Source organism: Candidatus Nitrospira neomarina (assembly GCF_032051675.1).
Classification (GTDB): domain Bacteria; phylum Nitrospirota; class Nitrospiria; order Nitrospirales; family UBA8639; genus Nitrospira_E; species Nitrospira_E neomarina.
The window spans coordinates 927,388-941,436 of the sequence record NZ_CP116968.1 but is presented as its reverse complement, the minus strand read 5'-3'; the positions used below and the strand labels follow the sequence as shown (position 1 = coordinate 941,436).

The following is a 14,049-nucleotide window of genomic DNA, read 5'->3' as shown; positions in this document are numbered from 1 at the left end:
CCGGGAAGCCGGCCATATTGTCATTCTGAGCCGGAGGCGAAGAATCTGTGCCAAGATTAAAGAGGCACACCTGGGCGAGATCCTTCGATTCTCTCAGGCTGACAAAGCCTTTGCAGGATAGAGGCATGTGACGCACGCATTCCCCATCCTCCATCCGGCATGCGACCTTTGGTATCCCTGCAACCCTTATCACAAGATGATAACCATCCGTGGAAATTTCAAACAATGATTTCCTGGCACCATCCCTGGAAGCTCCAAGCCAAAGCTTCTCTCATCATCATCCTCATTGTGGGCGGGGCCATTCTGGTCACGGAACTCTTGCATCAATATTATGTGGCGGAATTGGCCAAAGATGTCATTCACTCCAAATCTCTTGTCCTTCTGCGTCAAATCGGCGCGCGCTTTCAATCAGAAACGCACTTTCACAATGCGATATTGCGGGAGAAATATTTAAAAGATTTGATGAGCCGGAATCCGGATCTCATCTTTCTCCGGGTCTACGGGAAAGGTGCCAAACCCGATGAACCGCCCATCCTGCTGACGCAAGTTGGAGACACCAAGGAGGCTTCAAGGGAAATTCCGTTGATGGTCACCCACACCTTCCAATTTGAAGAACCCCAAGGCCGCTTTCACAATCAAACCGGTGATGATCGGCTCAAACTTTCCACGCCTCTTGCCATACAGGGAAAAATCACCGGCGTCATCTACGCCGAATATTGGACGGGACAACTCACCACCATCACCCGATTCTTTCTCAATTGGTCGCTCATCATCAGCCTGATCATGGGATTCGGCATCGTGGCGGCGTTAAACTTCTTTCTCTACCGGCATGTGATCCGTCCACTTGGACGGCTAAAAGCCGGGCTGGCTGAAGTCCAAAAGGGCCAATGGGCCACCCTGGTCCCGATCGAAAAAACAGACGAAATAGGCGAATTAGCCCGCCAGTTCAATTCCATGGCACAACAGATCCAGGAGATCATGAGGGAAAATGCCTCATTGAATCAGGCGCTAGCTCAGGCCCGGGATGTCCTACAGACCAGAGTGGAGGATGCGACGGCAGAACTCCGGCAACGGAATGAAGAGTTGGCCGCCGTCAACGAGCGACTCTCCATTGCACAACGTGACATTCTCCGGCAACAACGATTGTCTGTCTTGGGTCAACTGGTCGCCACCATCGCTCACAAGATCGGCACTCCCTTAACGGCCATCTTCGGACACCTTCAACTACTCCAGGAAGATCCGCATCTACCCCAGGAAGTCCTGGAGCGGGTGCGAACCATGCTCAAACAAACCGACCGGCTCACCCACAGCATCCAGGACTTACTCACCTTTACGCGAACACCCACCATCTCCGTCGAACAGGTCTCGGTTCCGACCCTGATCGACCAGTCGTTACTATTATTTCGCCCGCTTCTCCAAGAGCACGGCATTCAAGGCCTGACCCACTTTGCACCCGATCTGTGGCCGGTCCAGGGAGATGCCTTTCATCTTCAGGAGGCCATCAATAACCTCATCGATAACGCCATCGATGCCATGCCGGACGGCGGACAATTGACCATTCAGGCCCGAAACGCCGAAGATACCCCTCAAGCGGGACCGGAGGTCATCATTGATATTCACGATTCAGGACCAGGAATTCCGCGGGAACACATAGAAAAAATCTTTGACCCCTTCTTTACCACCAAAAGCGTGGGGTCAGGAACGGGATTGGGGCTAGCCATCACCACCGAAATTATTCAATTGCATAAGGGCCACATCACCGTGCACAGCGAAGAGGGCCATGGCACCCGTTTTCTCATTCGGCTGCCGTCCTGGAGGAACTCGGATTATGCATAAAGCGACCATCCTCATCGTCGATGATGAACCGGACACACTGATCCTGCTTCGGGAAATCATGGAAAAAGAAGGCTATCAGGTCTACACTGCGACGAGCAGTCAAGCCGCCCTACACACCTTCGTCGATCAAACGCCGGATGTAGTGTTATCGGATATTCAAATGCCACACATGGATGGACTCGCCCTCCTGGCTGAAACACGAAAACGCAGCCCCCTCACCCAGGTCATCCTCCTCACCGCCTATGGGTCGTTGTCGACCGCAGTGGAAGGGATCAAGGCCGGGGCCTTCGATTACCTCTCCAAGCCTTTCGCATTGGAAGAAATTCGTTCCGTCGTCCGACGGGCCTGTGACCATAAACTCACCCTGGAGCAGGCACGCGTAACCATTCAACCACTTCTGCCAAAAGGAAATGGCATCAACCAGATACAAGGCAACAGTCCGCCGATGGTGGCCGTGTACAAACTCATCGCCCGTGTCGCCCCAACGGAATCCACCGTCCTCATCCATGGTGAAACAGGAACAGGAAAAGAACTCATTGCCAGGGCTATCCATGCCAACAGTCTCCGAAGCGACGGGCCGTTTATCGCCGTGGATTGCGGAACCCTCACAGAAAATCTTCTGGAAAGTGAATTATTCGGTCACGAACGCGGGGCCTTCACGGGAGCCATCACCCTCAAAAAAGGACTTCTGGAATCGGCCAATCGAGGCACCTGTTTTCTGGATGAAATCGGCGATATCTCCCCGAACCTGCAGAGCAAACTTCTCCGGGTCCTGCAAGAGCATGAAATCCGCCGTGTGGGCGGCATGGAATCGATAAAAGTCGATGTCCGCATCATCGCCGCCACCAACAAACACCTCAAAAAACTGGTGGAATCCGGCAAGTTCCGGGAAGACCTGTACTATCGGCTCAACGTTGTCACACTGCATCTGCCATCGCTGAGAGAACGGGTCGAAGACATCCCCACACTCATCGACTACTTTCTCACCAAATATACCCAGCTCAACAACAAGGTCATCACCGGAGTGCACCCGCAGGCGTTAACCCTGCTTACCAACTATTCGTGGCCGGGAAATGTGCGTGAACTCGAACATACCATCGAACGAGCCGTGGTCATGACTCCACATTCGCTTATCATGTCTCACGACCTCCCGTTAGCGCTCGTCGCGCCTCCCGCGCTACCCGACCAATCCCCATCCCACCCAGACTGGAAAACACTCGGACAGCTCGAACGGGAGCACATACTCAAAGTCCTCGATGCCCAACAAGGCGACGAAAACCGGACATCGGAACTCCTGGGCATCCACCGGAAAACCCTCCAACGCAAACTCAAAGAATACGGCCTCCGCTAACCTCAATCCGTCTTCCACGTCATCCGACAGTCATCATTGGGCATCCATTCTTCCTTCTGCTCTAGGGAAAAAGAACAGGCGGGAGGCAGAAAAAAATATGACGAGAGTTTCCCCCTGCTACTTTCACCTTTCAGGTCGGCCAACGGGTTCGTCTCCTCATGGTCCGACGCCTACCAACCGGCCAAACGGGGGTACGGTCTCATAAACAAAACATTTTTAATGGAACATGCATTGACACTTCGAAAATTAAAAAATATCATTGACTTCCACGCACCAATAACACATATTCCTAGTACTGAAAATGACCTTACCCAATTAAGTGAACATCTGACAGGAATTGCAACAGTGAGAGGGGAAAATAGATCATGAAATTTTCAAAAACATCCATGCCCTCACACTCTCAAATCCTCCAGGGCAAACCCGCTGAATGCGTTGAGTCTCCGTTCGCAGCTCTGGTCTTCCCTCAGGTCAACTCCGAGCCTCTGTAAAAAGCCTATCATCACAACGCCTCCCGCAACAATCAAGTATAGGACGAACACCTTTGCGGCACGAGCACGCATGAACTTGAGAAGCCAAAGAAGAGCGGCGTAACTGGTGAGCGTCCAGAGCGATGCCGGTGCACCTCATGACAACGATTGGTAGAGCGTTGAATACAGGAGACCAGACAATGTGGCCTCTCATCATAATTCTCTTTTTCGGGGGGCTGTTGTCAGGATGCCTTGCCGGACCTATCGCCACCCGCACAGACATCCGACAATCCCAGATAGTCACATTTGAACACGTCGACCAGCCACAACTGGTAGAATCCATCCATCAATTATTCATGCTAGCCGATCCCACCAAGGTGGTGATTCAGAAGAGTGACCACGCCGTCCAGGTTGAGCGGCTCGTCCACTCGGGATTTTTTATGATTTCAGAAAATTGGGACTTCACCCTTCGCCAACGCCAACACGCTATGTATCTGCACATGTCCGTCAAGGCCGATTGGGTCGGGGGATCCGTCATGCCACGCAATAGATTTTACTATGACCTCGTGGCTCAACGCCTGCGGTATTTATTGGGCGAGCCTGGCGCGGAATGGGAAACCTGTGACGAGTTTAAACATCGGATCCGTCTCGAGCCCGTCCCGCGAGAGCATAGCTTCCTGTGCGTCTTTGCCGAGGATAATCCACCAACTAGAAGTTGAGTGAGATGAGTCTCTTCAGAAATCCACAAAAACAACCCTGCCATCATCCGTCCCTCTATCCATTGCGACCTGTGGGGCGGAAATAGCTTTCAATCGCGGTGTCATTGAGACGCCCATTCACGTTCGAATTCTCGAGCGTTTGATCTGATTTTTACCTAGTCGACGCTAGAAGCAACCGTTCGGGAGTAGACTGACCGACCACCCTGCAGTGAATCATTCTTGTCGGCCATTGTTGTGGCCATACCCAGAAATGGAGTAAGTGTTGTGCCGATGGCCCTCGAACTTCATCACGCACAGGCTGAGAACTCAGATCGACCACATGAAATCATGCGAACCTGAACCAAAAAACGCTTCACCGGTTGATTTGCGCATGAGCCTGGATGGACCACCTGTCGGTGATAATCGAGGGAACCTTTTAATGAAAGAGTGAGCTAGGTGACTACAATGATGGCTCGATAATGCCACCTTCCCACCCATAAAAAATAGCGTCTTTTTTCCGGCCTTCCCTTACGAGTAGGGTGACGTCACGCGTAACGTCTTGATCAGACGTCTGAACGATTCCGGCCTGGTTTGATTTTCATCAAAAATATAGCCATGTTGACGTTGCGCGGATTGTAAGAAATTGTCTCGCGTTTCCGGTGGGATACCCATTAACACAGAAAGAGAGACCAGATATTCTCCAGATCCCCTCGATATGTCCTCTTGCAAATTGTCAAAGTTGACGACCACAAACGCGATCTTTTTATGGTCAGGATTGAGCATGCCATCTGCATTGAACCAGGCTCCGGGTGTCGTGCTGGAAAGAAATTCTCTGGTGGGCTCGGTGAGATCGGTTGTCGCTTGACTGGTCCCATCGGTCAGTCTGGTAATCGAATCTGTCGAGGCGTCAGTCAGCTCGGTGGACGCATCAAACGGAGCTTTGGTCAAATCGGTTGTGGCATCGGTAATACATCCCGTTAATAACCCGCCCATGAGCATGGCGACACACAGGCGCTGGATAGCCTGGGAGGAATGGCCCTGCCTCCGGCTTTCACAGAAGTCCCCGTCTGCAATGGATACGGGCAAGAGATAGTGGCGGAATGCCCGTGCTATCCACGGCCTCATAAGGAAACGATATATGTGACGAAAATGGGTACTCATGCCCTATTCCCCCTTTGTTAGGAAAATGAATGAATATATGAATGATAAAAAATTATATAGAATGACACTGCTCCCATTCCCTCCCCAAGTTCACCCTGCGCAGACGGTATTTTGTATTCTTGACTCGCTCATTGATTTTTGTTCTTCACACATCTTCCCTTCGCGCGAAATGGTCCGAGAAGGATTCACCACAGCCCCCCAGGGCCACGTGGCCGCTGAGGGCCTTCACGGCTCCATACCAACATGACCCCAGTGTTACCATATTTCGAGATGGCCAGAGACCGCTTTTACCTATCGAGCTGCCACTGTCCGCACGCTCAATGCATGCTGATTGGCCCGTTCCGCGCGGAGCGAAGGGATAGCCTCCCTTTTTTCCCTCATGGGCTCTTCGATGGATCCACAATTGAGGCACCGCACGCCATCATACATCCATACAGATCCATTATTTTCTAGGCCGTAAAACTGGTCCAACATCTGAAATCCCCCGCAACGTGGACAATTCATACCATTCATGATGACCTCCTGGTTAGCCACGACCTCCCATACGAAATAACTGTTCCTCCGCAGGCCTATTCTCAAAATCGCCGAATGATGTTCGGCTCACACCAGGTATCGCCTCCCTCCGCCGACATGGTTCAGCGAAAGATACAACCCACAGCAGATCCATTTTTGGCTAGACGACCGGTGGACAATTCATGGCAGGCCCTCTTGCGGATGAATCCACCTTCCTTGAGCGGGGGAGATAGAGGTCTGCTTGTGTAAACTGCCCTTACCTGAATAATAGGCCTCCGGACAAAACCTGTCTGGTCAATTTTGCTCAGAATTGATGATGGGGGAGATACGGCAAAACTCGATCTGGATCAATTCCCCGGAACCGGCATAGTGGAAGGGGAAAAGGAATCTTAGTCGTGGAGCACGACGTTCAGGAGGGAGCTGTGCACGTGCAACTCTTTGTTCGATCCGCCGTTGTATTCAATGAAGCCCAGTTTGCGAAACTTATTCATGAAGAAACTGACGCGAGAGCGCGTGGTGCCGATCATTTCCGCAAGCGTTTCCTGACTCAATTTCGCAATGACGGCCTCCGGCTTGCTTTCTTTCCCAAAATGGGCCATGAGAAGCAGCACGCGGGCCAGCCGCTTCTCGCTGGAATTGAAGAGTTGATCGACCAGATCCTCTTGGATGCGGAGGTTTCGAGCCAGGAGATGCGTGAGGAACAGTTCGGAAAAGGTGGGTTCGTCGTGAAGCACCCGGACCATGGCCGCTTTGCCAATGCGAACGATTTTTGCGACACCCACCGTGGTCGCGGCCTCCAGGCGCAACACCTGCCCCGTGAGGCAGGCTTCCCCAAAAAAGGTCGCTGGCTCCAGAATCGCCACAACGGCCTCTTTGCCGCGTTGGGAAACAACCGTGAGCGTGACTTTTCCCTCCAGAATGTAATAGACGGCATCCGCCGTCTCTCCTTGCGAAAAAAGAACACGGTTTTTTTTACACAACATAATGGTCTTACCGTTCCCGACTTGCCTCAGGAAGGTTTTGGGATTGAACGAGGGTGTTCGTTTAGGTTCCATACATCCTCTTAAGGTGACAAGGGTGAGCAACTTCTGGTGAAGCCACCTGCCCGGATACGACTGGTCTTACGCATGCATTTCAACCATAGAGTTCAGGGCCTCTTTCAGTTCCGCACAGTTAAAGGGTTTGGATAAACAGACTCGCGCCCCCGCGGCGAGCGCCTGGGCGCCCACCGGTCCCTCGGAATGGCCGGTCAGCATCATTACCGGAGTGGACGGATGGTGCCGTTGCATATACTGTAAGACCGCCAAGCCGGTGATCCCTGGCATCATGTAATCGAGCAGGACAATGTCAAAGGGGGCCTGCGCGATTCTGGTCAGCGCTTCCAGGCCATTCGCTGCCGTTTCGCTAGTGTACCCATAACTTTCCAGGAGAGCCTGGAATAGGGCCCTCAAGGAAGGATCATCATCAACCACGAGAATGTGTTTTTTTATCACTTTAAAAGGAGACCTTTTGTCAGAAATGGTTTGGCATGCACTTGCGAAGCATCGCCCATTTTGATTTCAACGGGTCATGTGTTTCCCGATGCGTGAGTCTTTCTCTTTTCCCTGAGACACTTTTCCGTGAGAACTATCCCCTGAGATCGACAAGCTGCCCAGGCCCACTAGGATCAACGGATCAGAATAACCGGGACCTCGCTCGTGAGTGAGACCACTTCCGCTTTGGTCTGAATAGCCTTATTAGCGTTCATCGCCATGCGCTCGCTTACACGTGCCCTAATGGCTTCATCGAAAGTAGATACAAGGAGAAAATGGTCAATTGTTCACGGCTGACATGAAGGCGACGGGGCTGAACGGATTCACCCTTGTCGTCGGACTCCATTGAGGGTTGACTGTTCTCCGCCGCCTTGTAAGCCGCATCGGTATTGATCTTGTGGAGTAGCCGTAGCTGTCTATGAGGAGTCTCTTCATCAATCTGCCGCTCGGCGAACATCCACCCGTTAGTGATCGGTGTGGTCTCACCGGCCTTGCCAATGATGTCCGTCGACCCAATGCTGATGGCCCCGCTGACAAGTAGAACAGTGCAAATTATTATGAGATAGGATATTTTCATGATTTTCTCTATTTCTGGATTGAATTTTTCTCGCAGATGATCAATCTCTCTTCTTGAAAATTTTTCGTCAGCGTGTCTTTTGCTTTGTGGCATCAGCCGTCGACTGGTTGCGGCACTGCTGCTCCCGCTTCATGAATTCATCTTTTCCGTCACCGTACCGCTCTTGCACCTTACCGAAGACCATATCGTCAATTCCTTCGATCTGCTGCATGGCATCATCGATAAACTTGCCATACTGCTGCTTGAGTTCACCTTTGAACTGCCTCCATTTTCCTTTGATTTGATCTGCGTTCATGTGTTTCTCACTTCCGTTATCGCTGGGTACGGTCTCCATCGGTCCCTGTAATGGGTCACTGTGGACGAAAGGTTGGACGATGTCTGGTCAATATTGCTCACTGGGCGAACGACCACAGTGTCGTCGCGTTATGACGAGCCGGGACGCTGATTTGGCGAAAAAAATTGTTTTTCCCCTTCCTTCCAGAAGTTGAGGATTGTTTCCATGAGCCCACACGTGGCTAGATCCGGCCCTCCAGCAGACTTCGAACTTCCTCCATTCGCTTGCGGTTGACACCCAAATCGGAGTAGCCCACCCGTGATGCCGACCGGAAATGAATAGTCTTTGTGGCGTCTTCAAACAGAAATTCGACATCATCAACAAAGCGAAACAGAAAACTTCGGACTGCGTAATGAAGGTAGACCTCCTCTTCCTGAACCAACTCGGTGCGACTCAATTCACCGACAACCTGTTTCAACACCGCTTTGGCCTCAGCCAGCGTCTTCTCATAGCGATAAGGTGCTATGCCATGCTCCTCAGTGTCACTAAGTGTAGAGACGCAATTAGGGCTGTCTGGGCACGGGGTAAAACGATGATCCTGTATCTGCAATTCCCCTTCTGTTGCTCCATGGGCCATCATGGCCATAAATAAGAAGAACATCAAAACCATTTTCGTCATGAGAGCATTCCCTTTATATTCGACGAGAGACACCTAGATAAATCAGGTTTCGGCCCGACAAAACACTGGTCCCATCCAATCTAAAGGAATGCAGTCTGGCACGAACACCCACAAATACTGATCGAAATTAATCAATCTAGCGGGATTAAATATGGATGCCGCCGAAAACCGACTCGTTGGGCTCCACCGAACCGACACCGCCATGCGTGAAATCCGAATCAAAAAACTTCTCCCTCTGCTCGGATGAGCGTCATTCGGGTTGGGATGATGGTTTCCTAGACCTTACAGCCGGCCCGTCAACCACAGAATAACCAAAATCAAGAGGACCAACCCTAACCCTCCGCTGGGGCCATAACCCCAGTTCGCACTATGAGGCCAGGTCGGCAACGCGCCAAGAAGGAGTAGGATCAGGATAACGAGGAGTATGGTGTTCATGTGCACCTCCGTTTTCCAATGATGGTTAACTGCGTATGATACATGCCACGAACGGCCGGAACCCTATCAACCCCAGCTCTTTTTGTCTGTTCACTATTGCTCACGGTGAAGAATCAGGATCCTGGGTCCATCCGTGTTCAACACAAAAGAGATGGCAGGCCTCCAGCCAAAATCTTGGGTAACCAGTGGAGACTGGGGAATGGATCGCGGCAGAAAGGATCAAGAAGGGCACCGACATAGGAGCGCCCACGCCATTTTACATGTTAGAAGTGTGGAGGAGGGACGGTCGCCAACCAACTTTTTGAAGCAGGTCCCCGAGGTCACGGAAAGAGGGCGTTCGGACTACATTCTGAGAGGAAGTGCTGGCACTAGTTGACACAACCGAAATGGCCGGGATGTCGCATCCTGGAGGTGATTTATGGATCGCCAACTGATTGTCGGCAGATAGCCCAACCTGCCCGATTGACAGGCAGGCTGGCGTAGGCGTTCATTTTGACTTCCAGCCCGCTTTACTCCTTCACGGAAGGATCGGCCTGTTCCAGCTCTTTCTTTGGGAGCTTTTTCTTCATGTCTTTATGAGAGCTTTGAGCAGCAATATCTTTGTCTGATTGATCGCCCTTCTCTTGAAGTTCTTCGGCGGCCACCGCGGCTCCACCCTCATGAGTCTTTTCGGCGTTTTGTTCCAACCCTTGTTCAGTGACATCCACAGCCTTCTCCCTTTCCATGCCTGATAGGGCGTCACTTCGATCACCGGGACCTGAGCCGCTCTTTCCAAAGTCTCCTCCACTCGGAGTGGATCGTTGAATCTCATTTGGCACATTCTCTTTGGGATTGATCGATGTTCCAGGCTCACCCCCCACCATCTCAGCCAAGGCTCCCGTTCCCAGCAACAAACTCACACATGCGACTCCACCAAGTACTTTACAGACGTTCATCACGAACCTCCTTTGAAATGCATGCATCGGCGCCTCAAGCACCTCATGCGCAAGCAGAACATGTTCTGCTTGGTAAATAATTCTCCTTCCCGAACTTCTTAACGTTAACACCTACATGATGTGTCGTCTGGTCAATATTGCACACAGATCGCAGATTTCATGTCCCGTCAACTGTGCTCGGTGATCCGAGAAGCGTGCGTTGGGTGCATCAGCTCCATGGTTGCTTCTTATGAGAGACCTAAGGGCAAACCCAACTCCTACTTGATCTGGAGACCAAGGCGTTCCCTTTCTTTTGGAAGGCAACGCCCGCAGAGCCCATGACTGATATTGCCTGATGGCGTTGGGGCTTCCTCGTGGTCATAGATGAGCCGACAGCGATAACATTGCTTGAACATAATCGTCATTAGGGTTCTGTCGTAGGCCTCCAAAGATTTATTCATTGTTAAACCAGCCACGTTCGCTCTGCCACGGATTCCATGGCAATCACTTGCATGATAAACCAGCGACCGCTCGCCGTCTGTTCCAAATTGCTCACATGGGGGAAATTCTTTCCGCAGCCGGCTTAGTCTCACTCAACTTGAAATCGGCGAGCTTTCATTCTGGACAACACAAGTAGTTTGGCTTACTACATATCTTGCCTCGTCCCTCGCTACGCTTCTCTATCGAAGCTTCAGATATCCGGAGAGTCCCGCAAAGGCTTGTCTACCAACTCAAGGAGACGTCCTTGTGTCATGGAAGAGTCAACGATGAACTTAGCCGCGTATCAGTCGGGACCGCCCGACTCGAGGGTAGATTGGATCTTGGCGAGAACGCCCAATTTTTGTGTCATGTCCAGGTCCTGAAATTCCGCAAGATCCTGGGCACAGAACTGCAGAAGGGGGACCAGCACGAGGTACTCATTCCGCAGGTGTGTATGGAAGGTGAACCGACGCAGGGTTGGCGTGGTATGGTTAAGGGCTTACATGATGGGATTGGAAGCCGCAGAGGGTTTTATTTCCTGGGACCTTCCAAAGAATTCCGAAATAAAGCCATCCAACAACAAGGATGGCCGGCATGGCAATTGAGATGGGCAATACTCAATGAACCGTCAACCAGCTCAAAAGACAGTCTGAGAAGCAATTTTTCATGTCCAGTATTGTGGGTCCATTGGCCTAGTTCTTGTAAAATTCGTCGGATAAGGCTGGATGAACGTCCCAGAAAAAATGAGAAATTGGCCGAAATACATTCCTTAAAGTCCTCCGGATTCGAAATCACACCATTGACTGGAAGGGTACACGTTTGCAAATAGGCCTCCCTTCAGGCAGGTAAGAAAAATTGAAAATAAATCCCTTTGTGTTTTGATGGTACCGGTCTTGGCTTTAAAGCTCGTTTCCATGCTAGCCAGGCTTCCCAACTCTGAGGCCTTCGTACTCCGGTTTCCCTGCCATCTGCGTAGTACGAGAACCATTTCCCCTCATGAACCGTGTTCTCCTGCCGGCTTAGCGGGTCGGTCGATGAGACATCACTTCAGGGCCCAATATCTTCAGGAGACTCGCCCTGTCCTCTGCATGTTCTTCTTCTTGGGCAAGGATCCCTTCCAATATTTTGCAGGTCGTGGGATCATAAGCGCCGATAGAGGCGACCCAAGCCCGATAGCTGTTGATTGCCATCCGTTTGGCTATTAGGTCTTTCGTGATCATCTCCCTCAATGACTCTCCTTCGACATATTCCGGGTAACTCCGGTTCAGGAACCCTTCGGGAGCCAGGTTCGGTTCTCCCCCGATTTGAACAATGCGTTCGGCCAATTGATCGGCATGGGCTTGTTCCTCCAGGGCGTGTTGGAGAAACTCAGCCTTCGCGCTGAATGAACTAATCCCGGCTGCCATAAAATAATGGCGCTTATAGCGAAGGACGCAAACGATCTCTGTGGCGAGTGCTTCATTGAGCAACTTGACCACCATGTTCGCCTTGTCCTTAAATCCAGATGTTATGGTGCTATTTTTAAGCCCTTTTCGTTCCCGAGCCCGGGGCGTCTTCATCTCAGTCAGCCCGATAGTTTCTTTCCCGATTCCATCCTTTTCCACGGATTCCTCCTTTCGGGGCGTGCCGACGGTTCTCTTCTACCGGGTACATGTCCCCCAAGGCCTTTTTTCATCCTCCCACAATGCTGCAACCGCTTCTCCATTAACTGTCAATCGATATTAGGCCAACACTCGGTTATGGACCCTCTTTCGGAAATCTGGCAATCGAGAAGTTAGGCGTTCCCCACCCATCCATGACGAGGATCGAAATGAACCCCGCCACCGCCCCATGTTCATGATGACTCATCCAACGCTTGGAAAAACGTGGACTCACCGAGTTCAGGTTGCACTCCGCCCAGCCGTCTGGCCAGTTCGGAATAGGCCGGCATTTCTTCATGAACCAGCTTGCCATCATTTATGAGATCGAAAAGATGTTCATTCAAGGCATTGGTGGCGCTGACATACCCCTCCCACAGGACCATATGCATGTTCAGGGAGCGGTCGGATATCCCGCACGGTCCGTGCGTTCCAGACGCGTGGCTTAAGCGTTTCCGGGGCCATGATCATGGTATCTCCTTTATGGTGCCTGTGAGTTATGCCTGCACTCGTTGAATCCGATCATCCGTCGCGGCATCCATTGCTCTTTCAGTGGATCCTGGGTGCATGGGTTTCTCCCCGCCGTGTGAAAGAATGATCGTTCAGTTGTCATTCCGAAATTACATCCTGGTATCTTATCTTCTCCCGGGGATTGATTATTATGGCGTGAAGACCGGCACCGGTCTGGTCAAAATTGCTCAGCTTGAAAAATTGATCCGGAAACCGCTTGGCGCAGCCTATCCGCTTCCACGACGGGAATCGGATTTTGAGCCGACCTCTTTCAGCGGAACGCCAAGATCTGTTGCATGTTTGTCCTCATCGACCGGGAAGTCGTTTAACCACATTAAGTGGTGGTGGGCTCGTCGTTGCCGACATTCAGGATGATCTTCCGTCGCATCCATGCACAATGCGTTCGGCCCTCGGATTGTGTAAAACAAAGCCTCGAATGTTGCTGATTAGGACAGGGGCATGGGGGGTTGCTGATGGGAACGTCACCTTTGGACTGACGGGGGTATCAAGATACGATGTTGGAGAATCCGGGGGTCAATAAGTTCTCCACACTGAAGACACCGAAGGGCCCAAAACCCATTTTCTCCAGTGCCGTCGTATATGTCCATGCAAAATACTCGAACGAACAGTCCCTGACATCTGGGGCAGGTGAAAGAGGAATCACGAGCAGGATGAACCACAGAAGGAACCCGGATAAAGTCCTGTCTTTTTCTTGTGTGCGTTTGTGCCATGATGCTCACCTCACACTCTCATAGGGATAAACAAACGATGTAGGTTTCAGTACTGCCGTCACCTTTAGGTCGCTCGTGGATCCCTCAACTCTGAGGAGCTCGTGGCCGATGCCCTTCCACCGTTTGTCTGAACTTCTCAACCTTGATCCCGAGCTGGAACCTCACCTGTGCGTTGAGGTTCCTGAAAATGATCTCCAAGTAGCCTTTCTCAGCCTACTCGCTTACAGGACAATCCCTTTGTCACTCTCCCTTTA

The 14,049-nt window shown here is 51.5% G+C and carries 14 protein-coding genes; 3 read left to right on the top strand and 11 right to left on the bottom strand.

Going from position 1 to position 14,049, the window contains the following annotated elements; translation table 11 throughout:
- Positions 1–225: 225 nt before the first annotated feature.
- The 3 genes from PQG83_RS04190 to PQG83_RS04180 all read left to right on the top strand — a co-directional run bounded on the left by PQG83_RS04190 (position 226) and on the right by PQG83_RS04180 (position 4,373).
- Entirely contained in the window at positions 226–1,836 is a 1,611-nt protein-coding gene (locus PQG83_RS04190; protein ID WP_312747123.1) for a sensor histidine kinase, read from the top strand.
- Complete coding sequence (locus PQG83_RS04185) at positions 1,829–3,187, top strand: sigma-54-dependent transcriptional regulator (protein ID WP_312747121.1); 1,359 nt, start codon at positions 1,829–1,831, stop codon at positions 3,185–3,187. The genes PQG83_RS04190 and PQG83_RS04185 overlap by 8 nt, the downstream gene beginning before the upstream one ends.
- A 667-nt stretch (positions 3,188–3,854) precedes the next feature.
- Positions 3,855–4,373, top strand: coding sequence for a hypothetical protein (locus PQG83_RS04180; RefSeq protein WP_312747118.1), 519 nt, complete (start codon positions 3,855–3,857; stop codon positions 4,371–4,373).
- A 507-nt stretch (positions 4,374–4,880) separates the two neighbouring features.
- Here PQG83_RS04180 and PQG83_RS04175 read toward each other — a convergent pair.
- From PQG83_RS04175 to PQG83_RS04125, 11 genes are all read right to left on the bottom strand, one after another.
- On the bottom strand, positions 4,881–5,513 hold the full coding sequence (locus PQG83_RS04175; RefSeq protein ID WP_312747116.1) for a DUF3015 family protein: 633 nt from the start codon (positions 5,511–5,513) through the stop codon (positions 4,881–4,883).
- A 291-nt stretch (positions 5,514–5,804) separates the two neighbouring features.
- The gene (locus PQG83_RS04170; RefSeq protein ID WP_312747114.1) at positions 5,805–6,026 is read right to left on the bottom strand and encodes a hypothetical protein; all 222 of its coding nucleotides are present in this window, start codon (positions 6,024–6,026) and stop codon (positions 5,805–5,807) included.
- A gap of 389 nt (positions 6,027–6,415) precedes the next feature.
- Positions 6,416–7,081 carry a Crp/Fnr family transcriptional regulator gene (locus PQG83_RS04165; protein WP_312747112.1) on the bottom strand — a complete coding sequence of 222 codons (666 nt, stop codon included), beginning with the start codon at positions 7,079–7,081 and terminating at the stop codon, positions 6,416–6,418.
- A 66-nt stretch (positions 7,082–7,147) separates the two neighbouring features.
- Positions 7,148–7,519, bottom strand: coding sequence for a response regulator (locus tag PQG83_RS04160; protein ID WP_312747111.1), 372 nt, complete (start codon positions 7,517–7,519; stop codon positions 7,148–7,150).
- A gap of 268 nt (positions 7,520–7,787) precedes the next feature.
- Positions 7,788–8,135, bottom strand: coding sequence for a hypothetical protein (locus PQG83_RS04155; RefSeq protein WP_312747110.1), 348 nt, complete (start codon positions 8,133–8,135; stop codon positions 7,788–7,790).
- 67 nt (positions 8,136–8,202) lie between these two features.
- Positions 8,203–8,430: a CsbD family protein gene (locus PQG83_RS04150; RefSeq protein ID WP_312747109.1), complete on the bottom strand. Its 228-nt coding sequence runs from the start codon at positions 8,428–8,430 to the stop codon at positions 8,203–8,205.
- Positions 8,431–8,650: 220 nt separating this feature from the next.
- Positions 8,651–9,088, bottom strand: a complete 438-nt coding sequence (locus PQG83_RS04145; RefSeq protein WP_312747108.1) for a DUF1499 domain-containing protein — start codon at positions 9,086–9,088, stop codon at positions 8,651–8,653.
- 282 nt (positions 9,089–9,370) lie between these two features.
- Positions 9,371–9,529: a DUF3309 family protein gene (locus PQG83_RS04140; protein WP_376753551.1), complete on the bottom strand. Its 159-nt coding sequence runs from the start codon at positions 9,527–9,529 to the stop codon at positions 9,371–9,373.
- 503 nt (positions 9,530–10,032) lie between these two features.
- Entirely contained in the window at positions 10,033–10,458 is a 426-nt protein-coding gene (locus PQG83_RS04135; protein ID WP_312747104.1) for a hypothetical protein, read from the bottom strand.
- A gap of 1,478 nt (positions 10,459–11,936) precedes the next feature.
- On the bottom strand, positions 11,937–12,476 hold the full coding sequence (locus tag PQG83_RS04130; RefSeq protein ID WP_376753570.1) for a ferritin-like domain-containing protein: 540 nt from the start codon (positions 12,474–12,476) through the stop codon (positions 11,937–11,939).
- A gap of 275 nt (positions 12,477–12,751) precedes the next feature.
- Positions 12,752–12,940, bottom strand: a complete 189-nt coding sequence (locus PQG83_RS04125) for a hypothetical protein (protein ID WP_312747100.1) — start codon at positions 12,938–12,940, stop codon at positions 12,752–12,754.
- Positions 12,941–14,049: the final 1,109 nt, after the last annotated feature.

Coding starts and splice junctions, on each gene's coding strand:
- PQG83_RS04190 (WP_312747123.1), top strand. CDS start 226: ATGATTTCCTGGCACCATCCCTGGAAGCTCCAAGCCAAAGCTTCTCTC.
- PQG83_RS04185 (WP_312747121.1), top strand. CDS start 1,829: ATGCATAAAGCGACCATCCTCATCGTCGATGATGAACCGGACACACTG.
- PQG83_RS04180 (WP_312747118.1), top strand. CDS start 3,855: ATGTGGCCTCTCATCATAATTCTCTTTTTCGGGGGGCTGTTGTCAGGA.
- PQG83_RS04175 (WP_312747116.1), bottom strand. CDS start 5,513: ATGAGTACCCATTTTCGTCACATATATCGTTTCCTTATGAGGCCGTGG.
- PQG83_RS04170 (WP_312747114.1), bottom strand. CDS start 6,026: ATGAATGGTATGAATTGTCCACGTTGCGGGGGATTTCAGATGTTGGAC.
- PQG83_RS04165 (WP_312747112.1), bottom strand. CDS start 7,081: ATGGAACCTAAACGAACACCCTCGTTCAATCCCAAAACCTTCCTGAGG.
- PQG83_RS04155 (WP_312747110.1), bottom strand. CDS start 8,135: ATGAAAATATCCTATCTCATAATAATTTGCACTGTTCTACTTGTCAGC.
- PQG83_RS04150 (WP_312747109.1), bottom strand. CDS start 8,430: ATGAACGCAGATCAAATCAAAGGAAAATGGAGGCAGTTCAAAGGTGAA.
- PQG83_RS04145 (WP_312747108.1), bottom strand. CDS start 9,088: ATGACGAAAATGGTTTTGATGTTCTTCTTATTTATGGCCATGATGGCC.
- PQG83_RS04135 (WP_312747104.1), bottom strand. CDS start 10,458: ATGAACGTCTGTAAAGTACTTGGTGGAGTCGCATGTGTGAGTTTGTTG.
- PQG83_RS04130 (WP_376753570.1), bottom strand. CDS start 12,476: ATGAAGACGCCCCGGGCTCGGGAACGAAAAGGGCTTAAAAATAGCACC.
- PQG83_RS04125 (WP_312747100.1), bottom strand. CDS start 12,940: ATGGTCCTGTGGGAGGGGTATGTCAGCGCCACCAATGCCTTGAATGAA.